Raw genomic sequence first — 20,262 nt, 5'->3', positions numbered from 1 at the left:
TTGTGGGGAGTAGGGGTTGGGCGTCCCGCCCGCCCTCAATCTACAATTTAAATGCGCGACAGCTTACAGGTTTTTTATTTCACCGGTCCTGAGTCTGCTTTCGGAATAAATCCGGGGGCTTGTATCCTGGATGCTTTCGGTCAATCTCCAATTAAAAAGCTCACATCTCAAATCGATCGCCCCCAGACTCATCTTTAGAGTAGAGTTTCCATCTAAAAAATTCTAAAATCCCAAGATTCATCTGTAGAGTCAATCTAAAATCTATAATCTAATCGATCGTTCCCACACTCATCTTTAGAGTAGAGTTCCCATCTAAAATTTTACATCACAAGATTCATCTGTAGAGTCTATCTAAAATCTATAATCTATAATCCACTCGCATTCTGCCACCTGCGAAAAAACTCTGATAGAATGGTCGGCGAAATTCGCCCTTCCAGCCAATCTAAAGCCTGGTTTTGCTGTGGTGCGGCCCGATAAAATTTGCACGCATCTATCAGCCGAATCGGAGAATTAGTGACAATAGATTGAGCTCGCCATTTTTGTGCAAACTCGTTAATAATAGCCGGAGAAAGTTGTTTTTGCAGCCAATCTAAAGCTTGGTCTTGTTGTGCTAAACCGCGATAAAATTTGCCCACATCTATCAATCGCAAATTACTGTCTGGAGGTAAGGTAGTTGCCCGCCATTTTTGAGCAAATTCCCCTAAAACAGAGGGAGTAACCTGACTTTGCAGCCAAATTAAGGCAGTATCTTGACTAGCCTTAGCTTGATAAGACGAGAATACCTGAGTCAGCCGCACGTCTGAGATGGGAGTGGGAGTCGGAGCAGGAGTCGGCTGCGGGACGGGTGTCGGCGCTGGAGGAGGGACAATTACTTTGGGAGATTTTCGCATCAAAGCGGCCCAGGTTTTGAGGCTGGCAATGCCGTCTGGATTGAGACCTTGAGATTTCTGAAACGAGATGAGCGCCGCTGTGGTGGTAGCTCCAAATTTAGCGTCCATCGCGCCTTGATAGAAACCTTTAATTCTTAATTCCCTCTGGATGTCTGCAACTTTATAACTTTGGGCGCCTTCTCGAACGCTTTCATAAATATTGGTGTCTACATTGCCCGATACGCCGGAGACACTGCCGCTGTCGCTGTACTGCCAAAAAGTCCAAGTTTTCCAGCCGCCGGGCACCCAAGGTTTCTCAGCACTGGTATAGTGAGCAATCCACAGCGGGTAATCGGCAAACCGTGTTGTCCCCAGGTTGTCCCAGAAACCGGGGTAGGTGTAGATAATCGGCCGCATCAACGTGGCTTTTTCGACTGCTTCTAACCAAATTGCGGCTCGATCGCACAATTGAGTCGCCGTCAAACCGCCTGTAGTTTCGATATCCAAGACTGGCGGCAAATCCCCCGCTTCGAGTTTTACAGTTTTCAAGAACAAATCTATTTGTCCTTGAATGCTGCTTGCAGGTTGAAAAAAGTGGTAAGCACCGCGTTGAATCCCCGCCGCTTTCATCGCCGCCCAATTGCGAGCGAAAGTTTGGGCAACGAACGTTGCACCCTCGGTCGATTTGACAAAACTGAAGGTAATACCATCCCGCGCAACTGCTGGCCAATTGACATTGGGCTGGTAGTCGGAAACATCTATACCGCGAATACTCATATTGTGAAGAGTTGAAAAAAGCTGGTTGGTCTGAAGCAGCGACTCGATTAAGGGTACATTAAATTGTAATGCTAAGTCGCTAAGTGTTTTTTTGGAGGGGAGATGGTGCGAATGAACTTCGATCGAATAGAGCCCGGCCCTGGTCAAGAGTCTGTTTGGGATTACCCACGTCCCCCTCGGCTTGAGGAATCGACCAAACACGTACAGATAATTTTTAATGGAGTGACGATCGCCGACACGCGCCGTCCTCAGCGGGTATTGGAGACCAGTCACCCTCCTGCCTACTATATCTGCCCCGATGACATCAAAATGGAATATTTGCACAAAACTTTACGAGGCTCTTGGTGCGAGTGGAAGGGACAAGCCGGTTATTACACTGTGACGGTAGAGTCGAAAGAAGTAGTAAATGCTGCTTGGTTTTATCCCAATCCTAATCAGGTTTTTGCAGCTATTAAAGATTATGTGGCTTTTTATCCGAGCAAGATGGATGCCTGTTATGTGGATGGGGAATTAGTGCAATCTCAACCAGGGGATTTTTACGGCGGCTGGATTACCAAAGATATTGTCGGCCCGTTTAAGGGAGGGCCAGGAACTTGGGGGTGGTGAGGGAGTTTTGAGTTTTCAGTTTTCAGTTTTCAGTTTTGAGTTGAGAACAGCGACAGAAACCACGTCTTTTTATTTAAACATTGTTACAGCTTTGACCCAGGTTTAAATAAAAACCAGGTTTCTTGAGTGTGTGAGCGCCTTGAATGAGTTAAGGAATGGCTCTGAAATCTTTTTCTTACGACGCAAAAAGCCAACAGTAAAAAAATGAATAATAATTAATTCAATAGCTTTCTAATTGAGTGAGGATGAATCAATGTAATGCAATGCAGGCAAGGCAGAAGCTAACGCAGCAGCTTATCCCTTGAAATAAACAGTGTAGTCAAGAATACAGTGACTGTTCATAAATAAATGTTAGTATAAGTTAATATCTGACACTAGCTTTGTTGCTTCTTTATTATTTATTTATTCGGATCTGTGCTGTGTCTGTTGAATTTATTGAGCCGTCCAACTCGCCAGAAAACTCACCCAAAAATTTATCTTTAGAGTCTACTCTTAAGGATCTGGCTCTATTCAATTTTCAGGTTGACTCCTCATATCTAGCCAAAGAAGTAGCCCGGTTTTTTCAATCTCACCCGCTGCTTCCGGGAGTTATCTTAACCGTAAATGGAGAATTTTTAGGGATGATATCGCGTCGGCGATTTATGGAACGCATGAGCCGCCCTTACGGAGTAGATATATTTGCTTGCAGACCGATTATAGCCTTGTATCAAATAGCTCAAACCGATAGTTTGATTTTACCAGGAGTAGCCTTAATTGTCATGGCAGCTCAGCGCTCCGTGCAGCGACCGCCGGAACTACTTTACGAGCCGATTGTGGTGCAGTTAGAACCTCAAGTTTACCGACTTTTAGACGTGCATCAACTCTGGGTAGCTTTATCCCAAATTCACCAAGAAGCTACTTGGTCTATGAGCGAACTTTATTACAATTTATCAGTCACGCAATCCGAGCTAGAAGCAGCTAATTCTCAATTAAAAGCAGCTAATTCAGAATTGTATCGCCTTGCTAACTTAGATGGCTTAACTCAGATTGCCAACCGCCACTGTTTTAACGAATACTTACAAAAAGAATGGCAAGAATTGGGAGAAGCTGCGGCAGAAATATCTTTGATTTTATGCGATGTTGACTTTTTTAAGAAATACAACGATACTTACGGACATCAGGCGGGAGATGCTTGTTTGCAACAGGTAGCCAAAACTATTGTTGAGGCTGTACATTACTCTGCAGGCGCAGTTTCCGGGGAGACTCTGGTGGCTCGTTACGGAGGTGAAGAATTTGCGGTAATTTTACCCCGCACTTCGTCTGAAATAGCTGTTTGGATTGCAGAGCGAATTCGAGTTTGCGTCAAAGAACTAGAAATCGAACACCTTAATTCAGCGGTGTGTTCTTTCGTGACGCTGAGTTTGGGGGTAGCGAGCACGTTTCCTCAGCCCGAAACTTCTCAGGAAAACCTACTTGCAGCGGCAGACCGCGCGCTTTATCATGCTAAAGACCTAGGGCGCGATCGAGTAATTTTAGATTTTAGATTTTAGATTTTAGATTGGAAAAAGTGATCCAGGGATTTATCCGTGGGCTGGTTTAATGGTTTCCATCACAGATTGTCTGGCAAATCTCCGATCGACCTCCCGATGCTAGCCAGCAATTTCTCCAAAGCTTTCATCTGCTTGACGGTGAACGTCGGCACATTCTTCCCCAACTCCCAACGGCTGATGGTTTGCGACGAAACGCCAAGCTCTCGCGCCAAATCTTCCTGACTCATCTCCAGTTCTTCCCTGAGCTTCTTTAAGTGCGACTCTTCATCTTCAGGTCGCGGAACGGGCTTTTTCGGCATAACTTTGATCGCACATTTTTTCTATAAGATGCTTAAGCATCTTGACTAAACAATAAATTGATTAGACAATTTTAGAAAGGAGCATGAATCGATTATGCCTTACCAACAGCGTCTGAATTCCTAAATTATTGTTTGCCTGCTTCCCAATTGACAATAGAAGCGTCGTGGATAGGTTCCGCAGTTGGTCGGATTTGGACAAGTATTTAGCCTGAAGGTGTGCAATACTGCGTAGAAATTTTCTCCGGCGATCGTCCCGTGCCTACAAAGACTCGCACCAAACACGCTCCGCCGTCCAGTGTCTGTCTGAAGATTCATAAATCCTCAACCCATCCAACCCGGCATTTTGGATCATCTCCTCAACTTCATCCAGCGTAAATGCTGCTTGCAACGAATCGCTGAATAACTGTTTCTGATGCGCGTTGCAATCTCCCGCATACAGATTGACTAAATTATCCCTGATTTCCGCTTTTTCCGGCCGCAGCAAATCCCGCAAAAAAATTGCTCCCTGCGGCTTCAATACCCGCTTGACTTCCTGCAAAAACGGCAGCGGATCGGGCAAATGGTGGATAATGCTGTTAGAAATCACCATGTCAAAATAACTGTCAGGGTAAGGCATTGCCTTAGCATCAATTAATTCGAGACTAATTTGTGATCGCACGCCCGCCCTTTCCACATTTTGGGCCCCGACTTTCAGCATATTTGCCGACAAATCGATGCAAGTCAATTTCCATGCTGGCCGCATTTGAGAAAGTGCGATCGGAATTCTCGCCGTACCCGTCCCCGCATCCAAAACGTTTCCAAAAACCGGCCCCAACGCCGCAGCACTCTGAGCAAAAGCAGCATTAACCTCAGTAAAGTCCATCGAATCGTATTCGATCGCCTCTTCCAAGGAATCCATCACTTCCGGTTCCAAAACTCGCTGCATAAAATTTATCTCGTTCTCTGGAATTTCCATATAGGGGTTCAGTTTCGCCTGCAAAAGCTCGACTAACTCCGGTTCCATATATTGGTAATTGTCCGGGATTTGCAGGCAAATAACTTTCTTGCCTTCGAGACTTTCGGGAAATTTGCTGCGAAGTCGATCGCCATGCTTCTTCTCCATCACAAATATCAAATCCGCCCAGCCCAGCAAACCCTCAGTTACTCTAATTCTTGCACCTTTTTCCGTTCCAGCCGATCGCACACTGTAGCCACTAACCTTCTGGTATATCTTCTCGGCAGTCAAACTTCTCCACTTATTCTGACTGCACACAAACAATATCTTGATTTTATCCATTCAGACACAATTATAAAATTCTATGTTTATCGTGGCACGGGCGTCCCGCCTGTGCTTCGTTTATCGTGGCACGGGCGTCCCGCCTGTGCTTCCAAAGCGGTTAAAAATTTCCTTCTAATTTCCCCCCCTTGCACCTTGCATACCACAAATACTGTATTTTGTCAAACTTGGCAAAATCTCCGTTACAATTCTTAAACCATCAAATGCGGATTTTGCATAAATAATTGTACTTATTACATTTGCGAATTCGTTAATTTTACGATTTTAAAAGCTTGCAGCCTCAAAAACGTAAATTAGTCATAATGCCCCTGGATTGTGAAAATCGTACCACAAGCCTCAAAGCAAGTAAATAGGTAAAATAATTGAGAATGAAGTCAATAATTTTGGTCGTCTTTAGATTTTCTTAAGATTTCAGCCCTTAAAATAGATCGAACATTTAAAACTAAATCGACTTTTAGATTGTTTTTGCTTATTAAAGTAGCTGGAATTGCCCCGAAGACCGATCGACCCTCAAGATATAGATACAGATGCTCGATCGCACAATGGCATCCAACCAAACTCGATCGAACTCTGCTAGAATCAGTAAAACGAAGTCGTTATGAGTTTAATTAAATAGCTATGACCAACGAAACCGTAGAAAACCTAGTAATTATCGGCTCAGGCCCAGCAGGCTACACAGCAGCCATCTACGCGGGGAGGGCAAACCTGAAACCCGTAGTCTTTGAAGGCTACCAAATGGGAGGCATCCCCGGCGGTCAACTGATGACCACCACAGAAGTCGAAAACTTTCCCGGCTTTCCCGAAGGCATCACCGGGCCGCAACTGATGGATCGGATGAAAGCTCAAGCAGTGCGCTGGGGTGCCGAATTATACACAGAAGATGTAATTTCGGTGGATTTGACCAAGCGTCCGTTTACAGTGCGATCGGAAGACAGAGAAATCAAAACCCACACCATAGTAATCGCTACAGGCGCGACGGCGAAAAGGCTGGGGCTACCTAGCGAACACGTATTTTGGAGTCACGGCATTTCGGCCTGTGCGATTTGCGACGGCGCTACCCCAATTTTTAAAGGAGTAGACTTAGCTGTCATCGGCGCGGGTGACACAGCAGCGGAAGAATCTATTTATTTGACAAAATACGGCTCTCACGTACATATGTTGGTGCGGCGCGATCAAATGCGCGCGAGCAAAGCCATGCAAGACCGAGTGCTGAGCAATCCCAAAATTACCGTGCACTGGAACACCGAAGCAGTGGATATTTTGGGCGAAGCGGGCGGCAAAATGGACGGGGTGAGAATTAGAAATATCGAGACCGGCGCCGAGAGCGATTTGCTGGTGAAAGGATTGTTTTACGCGATCGGTCACACTCCCAACACTCAACTGTTCCAAGGTCAGCTAGAACTCGACGAAGTAGGCTATATCGCCACCAAACACGGTTCGGTAGAAACCAGCGTCGAGGGAGTTTACGCCGTCGGCGACGTACAAGACCACGAGTTTCGCCAAGCAATCACCGCGGCCGGCAGCGGTTGTATGGGTGCGATGCTGGCAGAACGTTGGCTGTCAGTTAACGGTTTAACGCAGGAATTCCATCAAACTGAGGAATCCGAGCAACCCCTAGCAGCGCCAGAAACTCCAAAAGTACGCAAAACCAGCGAGAACTTTGATATCCAAGAGACGCGCCACGAAGGAGGTTATGCTTTGCGGAAGTTGTTCCACGATAGCGATCGACTGATTGTGGTCAAATATGCCTCTCCGAGTTGTGGGCCTTGCCACAGCCTCAAGCCGATTTTGAGCAAAGTAGTAGATGAGTTCGATGGCAAAATCCACTACGTGGAAATTGACATCGAAGAAGATCCTGAAATTGCTGAAAATGCTGGCGTGATGGGTACGCCGACGATTCAGTATTTCAAAGACAAAGATTTGGTAGCTGAGCTCAAGGGAGTTAAGCCGAAAAGCCAGTACCGCGAGTTAATTGCCAGTAATTTGTAGGAATTCGATCGATTTTAGATTTGAGGTGTGCCAAGAGAGATTTTTCCTAAACTCAACTTGCGTCGCACCTGTCAAAAACCGGTTTATCCCCTGCGCGCCAGTCCCGTGCAGGGGATAAACCGGTTGTTTTTTAGCCCCATCCCCCGAAAAAATCCGGTTTGTCGCGAGTGTTTGGCGAATGAGAAAGAGGATTTTTGACCAGGAATTTCAAAGGTGGTACTCGCCACGTGATTTATCCGTGGAATCAATCCCAAATCGAAAATCTAAAATCCTCAAGCCCCCGCATTTATCCGTGGGGTCAATCTAAAATCTAAAATCTAAAATCTAAAATCGATTGACTGTTCCGGGTTTTTGCGCCTGAGTGCTACTAAAATCGAAAAGTCTTATATAGGTCGATCGTCATTATGGCTCAAAGCCGCCTCCGACTGCCGCGATTTCTCAACAGTGCCTCACCGTCAAGCCTGTCAATGAAAATGATGTGGGCAGGTTTGACAATAACTGCCGTCTTTATATTGGTAGCCACCTTGTCTCCAGCTATGCAAGCTTGGGGATGGCTGCAAAATCCTACCGAGGCTTTGAGTAACCCCATCCACGAACCGCCGTCGGCGAATTATTGGTTTGGTACTAGCCGCAGTGGCTACGATGTGTTTTCCCGCACGCTGTTTGCTTCTCGCGCGGCTTGGCAAGTGGTGCTTTTAGCAACTGCTTTGAGTTTGTTTATCGGTGTGCCGCTGGGTTTGGTTAGCGGTTATTTGGGCGGCAAGCTCGATCGAGTGTTGTTATTTTTAATGGATACAATTTATACTTTGCCGGGGCTGCTACTTTCTCTGACGCTAGCGTTTGTAGTGGGAAAAGGAGTTTTGAATGCTGCGATCGCCCTGAGCATTTCCTACATCCCTCAATACTACCGCGTCGTCAGGAATCACACCGTCAGCGTCAAAACCGAATTGTTTGTCGAAGCGGCGCGAGCAATGGGTGCCGATACTTGGACAGTGCTTTCGCGCTACCTGTTTCTGAATGTGATTCAGAGCGTACCGGTGCTGTTTGCGCTCAACGCGGCCGATGCAATTTTAACATTAGGAGGTTTGGGATTTCTCGGATTAGGACTTCCCGAAGCAACTCCCGAATGGGGACACGACTTGCGTTTAGCTTTAGATGCGCTACCTACTGGCATTTGGTGGACAGCTTTGTTTCCCGGTTTGGCGATGACTTTAATGGTAGTGGGACTATCTTTGGTGGGGGAAGGATTAAACGAGTTTGTTAACCCTCGCCTGCGGAATCAGCAGTAATCAGTCTCGCGCTTAAATTAAGTTCACAGTCAGGACTTGAGTTTTTTCTTCTTCTCTTTTCTTCCTTCGCGCCCTAGCGCTTACGCGCGGCTTCGCCTAACGCGTCTTCGCGGTTCGTTAAAGGAGAAATTAGGAGGAAAAAAACCCAGATTATAATTGAGGAGGTGAAATGATGAAAAATATTCCCCGTATTGAATATCTCAAAGTCCAAAATTACCGTGCTTTGAACAATCTCGAACTCAAAAATCTCACCCCCTTAACAGTCTTCTTAGGCCCAAACGGTAGCGGAAAGTCAACTATTTTCGATGTTTTCGCTTTCCTATCCGAATGTTTTACCGAAAGCCTAAGAAAAGCCTGGGATAGACGGGGCAGATTTCGAGAATTACGCACCAGAGACAGCGAAGGCTGCATTATCATTGAATTAAAATATCGAGAGACATCCGCATCGCCTTTAATTACCTATCATCTCGCTATAGATGAAGAAAATAATCGTCCCTTCATTGCTGAAGAATGGTTGCATTGGCGACGCGGACAATCGGGAAAAGGAAAACCCTTTCGTTTTTTAGACTTCAAAAAAGGGGAAGGACAAGTCATTAGTGGTGAAAGTCCTGATGAAGAAGGTGAAAGGATAACCGAAAAACTAGAATCCTCTGAATTTTTAGCAGTAAATACATTAGGACAATTTGCCAAACATCCCCGTGTTAGTGCATTAAGACGTTTTATTACAGGCTGGTATTTATCATATTTAACCGCAGATCATACCCGCAGCCTTACCGAAGCAGGTGCACAGGAAAGATTGTCCGCCACGGGGGATAATTTACCAAATGTTATCCAATACCTCAAGGAACAACATCCCCAACGGTTAGAAGAAATATTAAAAACCCTTTCCGTTCGTATTCCACGCCTCGAAAAAGTCGAAGCATCAATCATGCAGGATGGCAGACTTTTGTTGGAAATTAAAGATGCTCCTTTTTCTCATCCAATTCTGGCAAAATTTGCCTCCGATGGTACCTTAAAGCTCTTAGCTTATTTGATAGTATTATTTGACCCAAATCCCCCGCAGTTAGTGGGGATAGAAGAACCAGAAAATCATTTACATCCGAGATTATTACCTCAGCTTGCAGAAGAATGTCGTTCTGCTTCTGCGAATACTCAATTAATGGTGACAACGCATTCTCCCTTTTTTGTGGATAGTTTGAAACCAGAGGAATTATGGGTATTATATCGAGATGAGAAAGGTTTTACTCAAGCAAAAAGAACCGCAGATATGCAGGGAGTAAAACAATTTATGGAACACGGTGCCTTACTGGGTTCGCTGTGGATGGAAGATTTCTTTGATGTGGGAAATCCGCTTAAAAATGCGGGTGCACCGCAATGATTTTAACTTTAAAATTAAGAGTAGGTGAGGATTTTGCATCTTGAGTTTTTAGTGGAAGAAGCATCACTAGAATCAGCTTTAACCCAGATTTTACCCAAAATATTGCCATCGACTGTTACCTATAAAATTCATGCTTTTCGAGGGAAAACCGATTTACTGGCTAAATTGCCTAACCGTTTGAAAGGTTATCAAGCATGGCTTCCGCCTGATTGGAAAATTGTTATTTTAATAGATGAAGATCGAGAAGATTGTCTCAAATTAAAACAACAACTAGAAATAATGGCAATATCATCGGGATTAATCACTAAATCTTCCTGTCAAAAAGATAAATCATTCCAAGTCTTAAATCGAATTGTAGTTGAAGAATTAGAAGCGTGGTTTTTCGGCGATGTTGAAGCAATTCGCCAAGCTCACCCTAAAGTCTCTCCCAATTTAGCTACTCAAAAAAAATATCGAGAGCCTGATGCTATCAAAGGAGGCACCTGGGAGGCTTTAGAAAGAGTATTACGGAACGCTGGATACCATCAGGGAGGACTAGAAAAATATAAAGCCTCTAGCGAAATTTCTAAATATATGAATCCTGAATCAAATCTCTCTAAAAGCTTCAAAGTCTTTTATCAAGGTTTATTAGAAATCATCAATAGTAAGCAGGTATAATCAACTTTATAGACAATTTTCGCTCTCGTCATTGCTGAGCTAGGAGCCAGGAATGATTTAGAGATCAAACCTAGATCAGCGCTTTCTGATGACACGCTGTAAATAATAACAAAATTTTGAGCATCGCACCAGCGTCCTACCCCTCCACATCTTTAAGCGCATCCTGCGGTTTAGGCATTCTCTCACAATAGCAAGCACATCGCTAACTGGGTAAATTTTTCTTCCCTGGCGGAGTTATTATCTGCAGGTAGTTGCATCAACGTCCGCTGGGGATTTTTTTGCGTCTGCTTGAAATTATCAAGACAATTCTGGAATGCTATCTAAATTTAATTAAAGGGGTTTATGGAATCTTCACACTGTCACGATATATTTAAAGGAATCGTGAAGTTATACTTCCGGGAGATGTCGAATTGTATTGTTTGTGAGACAGTGCGATCGCGTAAGTGCGAACCGAAAGCCAAAAATTTTAGAGAAGTCCACAGCCGAGAGTTGCGCGGCGGGTTAACTCTCAGTAGAATTTATCCTGGTGGTTTTTGCCACTGACGGGACAAACTCGAGTCGAACTGCTTAAATAAGAATGTGACGTTAAGAACTTAATGTGATTTAACGTCAAAATTAAAGCCAATTTCTGAGATTTGAGCTAACTTAACAATGAAAGCCCCTGTTGCACTACTCAACCCGCAACGCTTCATAGGGGGTCAGAGTCGGTCTCTAATCCAGAGTGGCCGGCTTAAAACTAAAGCTACGAGCTTTATTCAATCGCAGATTGCGTATGATTCAATTCAGGGAAACAGGGTAATGATGGGTGTATCTACACGGATTGTATTGGTTCCAATTTGGGCAACTCAAAAATTGTCTGCTAACTGTCTGGCCAACTACGCCGCAGCCGTTCACCCAGATATACGCAGAAAACAGCGCCGTTCGATCGTGCCAAAGTTTTTGCGGGCCGTTCTCAGGATTTAGCAGAGCTGGACATGAGTTAGTATTGTCAAGCTAAGCTGACAGAGTTTTCCTAGTTCTTGACAAACAATGGAAAACAACTTCCATTTTTTGTGAGAAAGGCTACAATCGGGAAGGTCTTGGCAAGATCCGATTCTCCCCTTTTGGTGCTTCAACCCTCTGCTGTTGCATTTGAGGCAGCAGACCGACATCCAAGGTGGCGAAAATTTGCCGTGCAACTGTCATGTCTGACAACCAGAGTGAAAGCAAGGCGAATCAAAAGTTCGATACCTCCAATACAAAAGTTAGAGGGTTCCGTGCGGGAAAACTTGTACGGGTAAAAGCTCGAAGTACCGAGTAAAAAAGCCAGTATTTTTGGAAGTGCGATCGATCGCACTTCATGGTTTGCTTCTGTGGGCAAGGTATCGCAGGTGATGTGGTAACTCGTTCCGAAAGAAAAAGCCGCTAGCTCAATTCAAGGTCGCGATGTTAAAATTTGCGATCGATTGAATGCGCTGCCTGCTTCAAACCAGAACTCGAACCGTGACTCATAAAACAGGTGCAGTTTCGGTAACAGATTCAGCTAGCAGACCGAAAATCCCACTATTTTTTCCTGCGGGAATGTCAATACTGGCTAACTTGTCTAAACTACAAACAGACACTATTCCACTGTTATTTATTCTTTAATTCAGGAGCATGAGGAAGACGGCATGATCCAGGCTAACACCGTACTCGCAACCACAATTACACCGGAAATGGAAACACTCGAGTTGCTTCGGGGCGCCGAAAGCGTTCTACCTGAGAGCGAGTTGGAACTCTTTATCGACGAAGAAGACGATCGAGAAGAATTCTTAGACTCTCAATCTGAGGACGACACTAAAGCTGGCAAAGGCGCCAAAGCCCGCCGTCGGGCACAGGCAAAGAAAAAGCATTATACTGAAGACTCTATTCGTCTTTACCTGCAAGAAATCGGTCGGATTCGACTGCTGCGAGCTGACGAAGAGATTGAACTAGCGCGCAAGATTGCAGATTTGCTGGAATTAGAGCGAGTTCGAGAACAACTGCTCGAAGAGTATAACCGCGAACCCAAAGACAGCGAATGGGCGAATGCTGTAGATATGGCACTTCCTGCATTCCGTCACCGACTCCACGTCGGCCGTCGGGCCAAGGAAAAAATGGTGCAATCAAACCTGCGTTTGGTGGTGTCGATCGCCAAAAAATACATGAATCGCGGTTTGTCTTTCCAAGATTTGATTCAGGAAGGCTCTTTGGGTCTGATCCGGGCAGCTGAAAAATTCGATCACGAAAAAGGCTACAAGTTTTCTACCTACGCAACTTGGTGGATACGTCAAGCCATCACCCGGGCAATCGCCGACCAATCGCGCACTATCCGCCTACCTGTTCACCTTTACGAAACCATTTCGCGGATCAAGAAAACTACTAAACTCCTGTCTCAGGAAATGGGTCGCAAGCCTACGGAAGAAGAAATTGCTACCCGCATGGAAATGACGATCGAGAAGTTGCGGTTCATTGCTAAGTCCGCACAATTGCCAATCTCTCTAGAAACTCCGATCGGCAAAGAGGAAGACTCACGTCTGGGAGACTTTATTGAATCTGACGGGGAAACACCAGAAGATCAAGTCTCGAAAAACCTGCTCAGGGAAGACTTGGAAAGCGTTTTGGATACTCTCAGCCCCCGCGAACGGGATGTACTGCGGCTGCGTTACGGCTTAGATGACGGACGGATGAAGACCTTGGAGGAAATTGGTCAAATCTTTAACGTCACCCGCGAGCGGATTCGCCAAATCGAGGCTAAAGCTTTGCGGAAGTTGCGCCATCCCAACCGGAACAGCATCTTGAAAGAATATATCCGCTAGAGTAATTTGCTAGCATCACCCGAAAGAGTGATTATCACTCTTTTGGGGGGGGGGAACCCCCCGACCCGGTTTGAGCTATAGCTGTTAAATTTTGTGCTGCTAACTGCCGGGAGCAATTGCCTATTTGTGGCCCAAATCGCGCTGTCAAAATTTTGGGAGTCCGTAACGGAACTCCCAAGCTTTGCATTGTCAAAAAAGTCTTAACTAGAAAATTACATCACGCCCCAAAAGTGAAGCAGACCTTGACCGGAAACCAATTCGATGATGACAGCGGCAGAGAAACCAATCATCGCCAAACGACCGTTCCAATTTTCGGCGCCTTCGGTGAAGCCCCAGTTCCAAGCATTGCGTTTTTGTTCTTGCATAGTGCGAACTCCCTTCGTTAACTTTTGTAAGGCTTATGTAAATAAATATAACATTCCTTGATAAAAATGCAAGCTTGTGATTGGTGATATCGGTCACAACGGTCGATCGACCTTGAGGATTTTGCCTAACTAGGAAAAATAGCCAACTCGGTATCAGGGTCGAACAAGTGAATCTTGTCATGGGCGATAGCCAACCAAAGCTCTTCGCCAACTCGGATCGATCGCTCAGGAGGAACCCGCACTTGCATCCTCACCGCCGGAGCATCCGTCAAACAAACCCCCAAATAAGTTTCGTGTCCCAAAGCCTCTACAATTTCCACTTGTACCGAAAGATTTTTGGTAGCCGGAGGGTTAATGCTCAGATGTTCCGGCCGAATGCCCAAAATCAGCCTTCGCCCGTCATATTGTTGTAGACTTTTTGCCCAAATATCGGGTAAAGTAAAGCGAAATTGCGGGTGAGAAATCAACAGCGGAGCACTAAATTCCACAGACAAAAAATTCATCGGCGGAGAACCGATAAACTCAGCCACAAACAGATTAGCCGGCTTGTTGTAAAGCTCTAGAGGTTGAGCTACTTGCTGAATCTGGCCGACCTTCATAATAGCAATGCGATCGCCCATAGTCATCGCCTCAGTTTGGTCGTGAGTTACATAAATAGTTGTAGTTCCCAACTGTCGCTGCAACTGCACAATTTGCGATCTCGTTTGGGCCCTCAATTTTGCATCCAGATTCGATAGCGGTTCGTCCATCAAAAAAACTTCAGGATTCCTAGCCATCGCCCTACCCAAAGCTACCCGCTGCTTTTGCCCTCCCGAAAGTTGTTTCGGCAAGCGATTTAAAAGAGATTCTATTTGCAATAATTCAGCTACCTCCCGCACTCGTTTTCCTACAGCCTTTTCCCGTTCCGACAAATAGCGCAAACCCGGAGGCAACTTGCGAGTCGCTCCTCCTAAAAAGTCCTCAAACAAAGGATAAGTTAGAGGATTTTTAAAAGAATTAGAAGCTAAATCGTTAATAACCTCTTCTACCTTATTCCTGATTTTTTCTATCTTCTGGATGCTTCCTTCTTCTCCTTGTGTTTTCCCCCTTATCCCTTCTTCCCTCTTCCTTCTTCCCTCTTCCTTCTTCCTTCTTCCTTCTTCCTTCTCCCTTTCCGATCGGCGCAATCCAAAGGCGAGATTATCGTAAACTGTTAAGTGAGGATAGAGAGCATAATTTTGAAATACCATAGCGATATCTCGGTCTTTAGGAGGCAAATCGTTAAGGAGCCGATCGCCCACCCAAATATTGCCTGCAGTCAAAACTTCCAAACCGGCGATCGATCGCAGCAAAGTGCTTTTTCCGCAGCCAGAAGGGCCCACCAGCACCATGAACTCCCCGTCTTCGACCGTCAGGTTAATGCGCCGCAAAACGCTGTTAGACGCAGGGCGATCGGCTATAGGCGAGACACTTTCTGCGACGATGTTTGCTTCTTTTTCCTGTTCTCCTTGGCGGAGCGGAAAACTTTTGTAGATATTTTCTAATACAACTTGCGCCATTAAACAATTTTAGATTTGAGATTTTAGATTTTAGATTGGGGAATTGGAGGCAGAGCCTCCGAGTATGTATTCCCAGGCAGAGCCTGGGAACAAGGCTTAAGAAGTCCTGCAAGAAGAATAATTCCCCATTACCAATGACCCATGACTAATGACTATTGACTATTGACTGCTGATAACTTTGATAATTTTTTCACCCGGATTGAGGTCAAAAACTCGATCGCCCGCAGCATCTTTCCCCCAAAAAGCTATAGCATCAATAGTCGATCGCAGCAGGCGGCCAGAATTAGTAAAAAGTTTGACATCCGTACCCGGAACAGCCTGCAGCAAGCCAACTAAAGCATCTTTAGGCTCTGCGAAGCGAAAAGCTTGAGTGCCAATTTCGCCGCGGTTAGTAAGTCTGACAGAACCTGCAGGCATTCGTTTTGCCCAACCCAACTCGGAAAATAGCACCAGACTGTCGTTCGGGTCGAGAGTGATGCAGCCCACCAACTGTTCCTGCTTCCGCAACCTGGTTACTTGAGAACCCTGGGCCGCGCGGCCCATTGGCGGCAGTTGTTCATCATCGATCTCAAACCGGAGGACTCGGCCTCCTGAAGTTGCGATCGCCACTTGCTCGCCGACTTTAGCCAGACTCGCACAGCGCAGCCGATCGTCCTCCTTGAGTTTAACAACAGTAACGCCACGATTAGTCAAATCAGCAAATTCTTGCATCGCCAAGCGCTTAATTTTCCCTTGCTGAGTCAGAGTTACTAAATCCGCCGCCTCCGAATTTTCCGGCAAAATAAAGTGTGCAACTGTGATTTCCGACAAAGCGCGATCGGCACTGTCTTTAGTAGCACTCGGCGACAACAAACTAACGATCGGCCTTCCCCGGTCTTTGGCGCTACTACTAGGAATATCCGCCACTTTCAGCGGGTAAGCTTTGCCGTTAGGAGTTAAGACGACCAAAGTGCGATCGGTTTTCGTCAGATTGGCCGTCACAATAAAATCTTCATTTTTTTCTAAAGCTGAAACCGATTTTTCGCGACTTTTCGAGCGTGGCTTTTCCCCAGTCGGCAAGCGTCGCACGTACTGCTTGTGCGAAAATTCAACAATAGTTTCCTCTGGCTCTAGAACGGGCAATAAGTTCGGCTGAATCGTTGCCGGCGACAACTGCTTGACCCCAGAATTTTTCTTACCAGCAAATTGTGATTCAGCGTTTGCTGCGCGTGCAGTTCCATTGGCGAATTTAGTGCGGCGGGGGTCAGCGTACTTGCGTTTGAGCGATCGAAATTCCTTCTTTAAAGCCTTCAAAAGTTCGCGCCTGTCGCTCAACAACCGCTGCAATTCTTGAATATTAGCCATCAACTCATCAAACTCAGACTGCAAATTTTGCCTTTCCAAACCAGTCAGCCTACGCATCGGCATCGCCAAAATCGCATCAGCTTGACTTTCGCTCAAATTTAGGCGAACTTGGAAAGTTTGCTTAGCAGTAGAGCCGTCAGGAGAATTTCTGAGAATGTCGATCGCTGTATCGAGATTTGTCAAAGCCAACATTAAGCCTTCGACAATGTGACACCGGCGTTCCGCAGCCTGCAACTCGTAATTGTAGCGGCGGGTAAGAGTCACTTCCCGGAAATCCAGAAATTCCTGCAACAATTGTCTGAGCGTCAACTGTCGCGGTTGACCGTTGACAATTGCCAGCAAAATGGCCCCAAAATTTGTTTGCAGGTCAGTTTGTTGGTAAAGGCGAGCGAGAACCGCTTCAGGGGTAAATTCCCGCTTGAGTTCAATCACCACTCGAATCCCTTCGCGATCGCTCTCGTCACGCAAATCAGAAATACCGTCGAGGCGGCCAGCATTAACCAACTCCGCCACCTTTTCAATCCAAGCCGCCTTATTTACCTGAAACGGAAACTCCGTCACCACGATCGCCGTTTTAGTACGCACCTTGCGATTACCTGGCACTTCTTCCACCCCGGCCACACCCCTGACCGCAATGCTGCCTCGACCCTTAGTGTAGGCGTCAACAATGCCCTCTGTAGCGACGATTTCCCCCCCGGTTGGAAAATCCGGGCCTGGAATCAGTTCTATCAACTTCTCGTCGGATAGTTCCGGGTTTTCAATCAAAGCAATTAAACCGTCTACCACCTCCCCCAAATTGTGCGGCGGGATATTAGTTGCCATCCCCACAGCAATGCCCGTACAGCCGTTGAGTAACAGAAACGGCAACTGAGCAGGCAGCGCCGTCGGTTCCTGCTGGGAATTGTCAAAATTACCAGTAAAATCAACAGTTGCATCGCCGACTTGGGTTAGCATAGCTTCGTGGGCGATCGGTGCCAACCTCGTTTCCGTATAGCGCATAGCAGCCGCCGGATCATTGTCCACCGAACCGAAATTGCCGTGACCCGCCAGTAAAGGATAGCGGCTCGAAAACTCCTGAACCATGCGTACAAGAGCGTCGTAAACCGATTGGTCGCCGTGGGGGTGATATTTTCCCAAAACATCTCCAACTACCCGGGCGCACTTACGGTAAGGTCGGTCTGGCGTCAGACCGAGTTCGTGCATCGCATATAAAATTCGACGGTGAACAGGTTTTAAACCGTCGCGGACATCAGGCAAAGCTCGCCCGACGATCACACTCATGGCATATTCGAGGTACGATTGCTGCATCTCGGCGTGCAGAGGCGTAGAAATTACTTGCCCGGAAAGTAGGTTGAGTTGTTTAGCCATGAGTCCTTGTGTCCGTTAATTCCTGAGTGAAAACAGCCTCTGTCAATAATGCCGAGGTTCCCTGTCTCGATTGAAAAGCCTTTGCCGCAGGCGAACCGAAAGTTCGACCCAACCGCCCAGTTGAAGAATAAAAATAAACTTAACTTGTGAAAGCAGAATCAGAGTCCCGAAGACGGGCAACACTTGCCTGTTACTCTCCTCTCTTACCCTAACCTCTATGTTGCCTTCATTTGCGCCTACCTGTCTATTTACCTTCTGCTGTGAGAAGGTAAATAGACAGGAGAACACGGAATGCCAGAAACTCAGAACGTACTGAGGCTGTAGCTCTTCCTAGGAAAGCGTCAATCGATTTTAGATTTTAGATTTTAGATTTTAGATTGAAGCATTGACCCCACGGATAAATTCGGGGGCTCCTTGATCGGATACAGGTTTTTTATTTCTGGACGGATGAATCCGGGGGCTTGTATCCTCGATGCTTTCGGTCACGAGGGACTTGAGTCCCCGTCAATCTATGATAGAATTTAATTGCAATTAGGAATAACCATCTACACGAAGAAATATTCTATTCAGGAGAAACCCCAGATTGATCTCGTCTCGGTATAGTCGTAGCGTGGATCAAGCAGCAATGGTAGACGATCGAGCTTACCGTATTTTGGCAAGCGTGATGGACTCCGAAAGTATTACAAAAGAAAAGTAAGCGGAATTGGAATACCTCTGGTACTGGTACTTGTTCTGATCGTGTAGAGGCGACTGGACTATGAGTGAAGTCCCAGTTTTGGGCTTATTCAACCATAGAGCGTGGACGTGACTCGCTGAGAGTGTCAAAAATGCCGATATTGATGAATTCATCAGTCAAAAGCTCTCCGGGCGATATCTCCTAGTCTGACATCCCCTTGATGAACGCAAGCATCGATATTTTAAGCCGTTTTGAGGGGTTAAAACTGAGAATTAGGAATCTCCAACAATCCCCGCTAGATTCGCTACTCCGAATGCTGTGTGGGCGGGAGTATGTGAATAAACATGGCTTGATTCTAATGAGGAAGAAGGAAAATAATTATCACACATTCCCGAATCTAATACCAGTTCAAAAAATAGTGCAACTGTAGATCCGCGATCCAAACTGATATCCAGTCAATCAGTTCCCATCTTAAATCTAAAATCTTAAATTTAAAATTTAAAATCTAAAATCTAAAATGGTAGAAGCTGGAGGCTTGACCGAAAGAGAGGGTACTATAAGTCCAGGACGCACGGGTAGTCAGAAACCGGGTTTTTTCATAGCAATAGTTCGTTATAGCCCGCCGAAACGAGCAAAAACCCGGTCGCGAGTCGTCGTCCCTGCGTCCAGGATTGTACTAGAAACCTGCTACCTGAGAATCTTGAGACTGTCACCAGTAGCAGGTCTAGTTATAAAAAACAACTAAACTGTCTGTGTGTAGTAGTCTAAATGATGGTACTGGATGCTTCTAGGCATCTGTAAACCCTCTCACAGCTAGTGGCTCAAGGATATACATACGGGTTTTGCAGGGTTCCCGGCTGATGGCGCTAAAAACTCTGCATTTTTGACGGGGAATGTAGTCCCCGTGTCGTGTTCCTCTTTGGACTAAAGTCACAAAGTTTCTATACTTCCCATATTTATTTATGAAAACCGTTCTGATTGTAGAGGACGATTTGGTTAATGCTCGGGTTTTTTCCAAAATTCTGACTAAGCGGGGGGGCTTAGCCGTGAAACACACGGAAAATGTTGAAGAGGTGATGCAGATTGCTACCAACCGCGAAGCTGATTTGATTTTAATGGATGTGTCTCTTTCGCGCAGCGTGTACCAGGGCAAATCTGTTGACGGCATCAAGATTACTCAACTGCTCAAAGCTGACCCGCAAACGGCCTGGCTGCCGATTATTTTGGTGACTGCTCACGCGATGGCTGGTGATAAAGAAACATTTCTGGATCTAAGCGGTGCCGACGGTTACATCTCTAAACCTGTGGTAGACCATCAAGAGTTTGTGAATCAAATCAAGGCTTTGCTGCCTGATTGAGTGAACCATACATGAAGAAGGAATAAGAAGGAAGAAGGAAAAAGGAAGAAAGAAGAAAGAATTGTTTGTTTGAATCAACAAACAATTAAAACTCTAGAATTACAAAGTTTGCTTAAACTCTGAATCTT

General features: G+C 45.8%; 17 protein-coding genes. 10 read left to right on the top strand and 7 right to left on the bottom strand.

Features of this window, described 5'->3' with window-relative positions:
* Positions 1-365 precede the first annotated feature (365 nt).
* Complete coding sequence (locus QUB20_RS07120; RefSeq protein ID WP_333244542.1) at positions 366-1,646, bottom strand: GH25 family lysozyme; 1,281 nt, start codon at positions 1,644-1,646, stop codon at positions 366-368.
* A 111-nt stretch (positions 1,647-1,757) separates the two neighbouring features.
* On the opposite strand from QUB20_RS07120, the gene QUB20_RS07115 reads away from it, so the two are divergent.
* Together QUB20_RS07115 and QUB20_RS07110 are read left to right on the top strand one after the other, a co-directional pair.
* Positions 1,758-2,252, top strand: a complete 495-nt coding sequence (locus QUB20_RS07115) for a DUF427 domain-containing protein (protein WP_333203908.1) — start codon at positions 1,758-1,760, stop codon at positions 2,250-2,252.
* 419 nt (positions 2,253-2,671) lie between these two features.
* A complete protein-coding gene (locus QUB20_RS07110; protein ID WP_333208262.1) occupies positions 2,672-3,781 on the top strand; it encodes a GGDEF domain-containing protein in 1,110 nt (369 codons plus the stop codon).
* Positions 3,782-3,840: 59 nt separating this feature from the next.
* On the opposite strand, the gene QUB20_RS07105 is transcribed toward QUB20_RS07110, so the two are convergent.
* Both QUB20_RS07105 and QUB20_RS07100 read right to left on the bottom strand, forming a co-directional pair.
* Positions 3,841-4,080 carry a helix-turn-helix transcriptional regulator gene (locus QUB20_RS07105; protein WP_172186452.1) on the bottom strand — a complete coding sequence of 80 codons (240 nt, stop codon included), beginning with the start codon at positions 4,078-4,080 and terminating at the stop codon, positions 3,841-3,843.
* 259 nt (positions 4,081-4,339) lie between these two features.
* Entirely contained in the window at positions 4,340-5,356 is a 1,017-nt protein-coding gene (locus QUB20_RS07100; protein ID WP_333244539.1) for a methyltransferase domain-containing protein, read from the bottom strand.
* A 618-nt stretch (positions 5,357-5,974) separates the two neighbouring features.
* On the opposite strand from QUB20_RS07100, the gene trxB reads away from it, so the two are divergent.
* From trxB to QUB20_RS07070, 6 genes are all read left to right on the top strand, one after another.
* Positions 5,975-7,345 (top strand): thioredoxin-disulfide reductase, encoded by a 1,371-nt coding sequence (gene trxB / locus QUB20_RS07095; protein ID WP_333244535.1) that lies wholly within the window; start codon positions 5,975-5,977, stop codon positions 7,343-7,345.
* Between the two features lie 404 nt (positions 7,346-7,749).
* Positions 7,750-8,634 (top strand): ABC transporter permease, encoded by an 885-nt coding sequence (locus tag QUB20_RS07090; RefSeq protein ID WP_333244531.1) that lies wholly within the window; start codon positions 7,750-7,752, stop codon positions 8,632-8,634.
* Between the two features lie 169 nt (positions 8,635-8,803).
* Positions 8,804-10,012: an AAA family ATPase gene (locus QUB20_RS07085; RefSeq protein ID WP_333238058.1), complete on the top strand. Its 1,209-nt coding sequence runs from the start codon at positions 8,804-8,806 to the stop codon at positions 10,010-10,012.
* Positions 10,013-10,063: 51 nt separating this feature from the next.
* On the top strand, positions 10,064-10,669 hold the full coding sequence (locus QUB20_RS07080; protein ID WP_333244528.1) for a DUF4276 family protein: 606 nt from the start codon (positions 10,064-10,066) through the stop codon (positions 10,667-10,669).
* Between the two features lie 342 nt (positions 10,670-11,011).
* Positions 11,012-11,212: a hypothetical protein gene (locus QUB20_RS07075; protein ID WP_333244525.1), complete on the top strand. Its 201-nt coding sequence runs from the start codon at positions 11,012-11,014 to the stop codon at positions 11,210-11,212.
* A gap of 255 nt (positions 11,213-11,467) precedes the next feature.
* Positions 11,468-11,632 carry a hypothetical protein gene (locus tag QUB20_RS07070; protein WP_223300711.1) on the top strand — a complete coding sequence of 55 codons (165 nt, stop codon included), beginning with the start codon at positions 11,468-11,470 and terminating at the stop codon, positions 11,630-11,632.
* Between the two features lie 148 nt (positions 11,633-11,780).
* On the opposite strand, the gene QUB20_RS07065 is transcribed toward QUB20_RS07070, so the two are convergent.
* Positions 11,781-12,029: a hypothetical protein gene (locus tag QUB20_RS07065; RefSeq protein ID WP_333054807.1), complete on the bottom strand. Its 249-nt coding sequence runs from the start codon at positions 12,027-12,029 to the stop codon at positions 11,781-11,783.
* Positions 12,030-12,318: 289 nt separating this feature from the next.
* Here QUB20_RS07065 and rpoD point away from each other — a divergent pair, with 289 nt between their 5' ends.
* A complete protein-coding gene (gene rpoD / locus QUB20_RS07060) occupies positions 12,319-13,485 on the top strand; it encodes an RNA polymerase sigma factor RpoD (RefSeq protein ID WP_333054809.1) in 1,167 nt (388 codons plus the stop codon).
* Between the two features lie 212 nt (positions 13,486-13,697).
* Here the strand turns inward: rpoD and QUB20_RS07055 are convergent, their stop codons facing one another.
* The 3 genes from QUB20_RS07055 to QUB20_RS07045 all read right to left on the bottom strand — a co-directional run bounded on the left by QUB20_RS07055 (position 13,698) and on the right by QUB20_RS07045 (position 18,100).
* Positions 13,698-13,850 carry a chlorophyll A-B binding protein gene (locus QUB20_RS07055; RefSeq protein ID WP_333178327.1) on the bottom strand — a complete coding sequence of 51 codons (153 nt, stop codon included), beginning with the start codon at positions 13,848-13,850 and terminating at the stop codon, positions 13,698-13,700.
* A gap of 125 nt (positions 13,851-13,975) precedes the next feature.
* Entirely contained in the window at positions 13,976-15,388 is a 1,413-nt protein-coding gene (locus QUB20_RS07050; protein ID WP_333244521.1) for an ATP-binding cassette domain-containing protein, read from the bottom strand.
* Positions 15,389-15,547: 159 nt separating this feature from the next.
* The gene (locus QUB20_RS07045) at positions 15,548-18,100 is read right to left on the bottom strand and encodes a DNA topoisomerase (ATP-hydrolyzing) (protein ID WP_333244518.1); all 2,553 of its coding nucleotides are present in this window, start codon (positions 18,098-18,100) and stop codon (positions 15,548-15,550) included.
* 1,638 nt (positions 18,101-19,738) lie between these two features.
* On the opposite strand from QUB20_RS07045, the gene QUB20_RS07040 reads away from it, so the two are divergent.
* Positions 19,739-20,134 carry a response regulator gene (locus tag QUB20_RS07040; RefSeq protein WP_333244514.1) on the top strand — a complete coding sequence of 132 codons (396 nt, stop codon included), beginning with the start codon at positions 19,739-19,741 and terminating at the stop codon, positions 20,132-20,134.
* Positions 20,135-20,262: the final 128 nt, after the last annotated feature.

It is taken from the genome of Microcoleus sp. B4-C2, from assembly GCF_036705265.1.
GTDB lineage: Bacteria > Cyanobacteriota > Cyanobacteriia > Cyanobacteriales > Microcoleaceae > Microcoleus.
Note: the sequence above shows the minus strand (reverse complement) of the source record. Positions and strands in the feature narration are given on the sequence as shown.

Coding starts and splice junctions, on each gene's coding strand:
- QUB20_RS07120 (WP_333244542.1), bottom strand. CDS start 1,646: ATGAGTATTCGCGGTATAGATGTTTCCGACTACCAGCCCAATGTCAAT.
- QUB20_RS07115 (WP_333203908.1), top strand. CDS start 1,758: ATGAACTTCGATCGAATAGAGCCCGGCCCTGGTCAAGAGTCTGTTTGG.
- QUB20_RS07105 (WP_172186452.1), bottom strand. CDS start 4,080: ATGCCGAAAAAGCCCGTTCCGCGACCTGAAGATGAAGAGTCGCACTTA.
- QUB20_RS07100 (WP_333244539.1), bottom strand. CDS start 5,356: ATGGATAAAATCAAGATATTGTTTGTGTGCAGTCAGAATAAGTGGAGA.
- trxB (WP_333244535.1), top strand. CDS start 5,975: ATGACCAACGAAACCGTAGAAAACCTAGTAATTATCGGCTCAGGCCCA.
- QUB20_RS07090 (WP_333244531.1), top strand. CDS start 7,750: ATGGCTCAAAGCCGCCTCCGACTGCCGCGATTTCTCAACAGTGCCTCA.
- QUB20_RS07085 (WP_333238058.1), top strand. CDS start 8,804: ATGATGAAAAATATTCCCCGTATTGAATATCTCAAAGTCCAAAATTAC.
- QUB20_RS07075 (WP_333244525.1), top strand. CDS start 11,012: ATGGAATCTTCACACTGTCACGATATATTTAAAGGAATCGTGAAGTTA.
- QUB20_RS07070 (WP_223300711.1), top strand. CDS start 11,468: ATGATGGGTGTATCTACACGGATTGTATTGGTTCCAATTTGGGCAACT.
- rpoD (WP_333054809.1), top strand. CDS start 12,319: ATGATCCAGGCTAACACCGTACTCGCAACCACAATTACACCGGAAATG.
- QUB20_RS07055 (WP_333178327.1), bottom strand. CDS start 13,850: ATGCAAGAACAAAAACGCAATGCTTGGAACTGGGGCTTCACCGAAGGC.
- QUB20_RS07050 (WP_333244521.1), bottom strand. CDS start 15,388: ATGGCGCAAGTTGTATTAGAAAATATCTACAAAAGTTTTCCGCTCCGC.
- QUB20_RS07045 (WP_333244518.1), bottom strand. CDS start 18,100: ATGGCTAAACAACTCAACCTACTTTCCGGGCAAGTAATTTCTACGCCT.
- QUB20_RS07040 (WP_333244514.1), top strand. CDS start 19,739: ATGAAAACCGTTCTGATTGTAGAGGACGATTTGGTTAATGCTCGGGTT.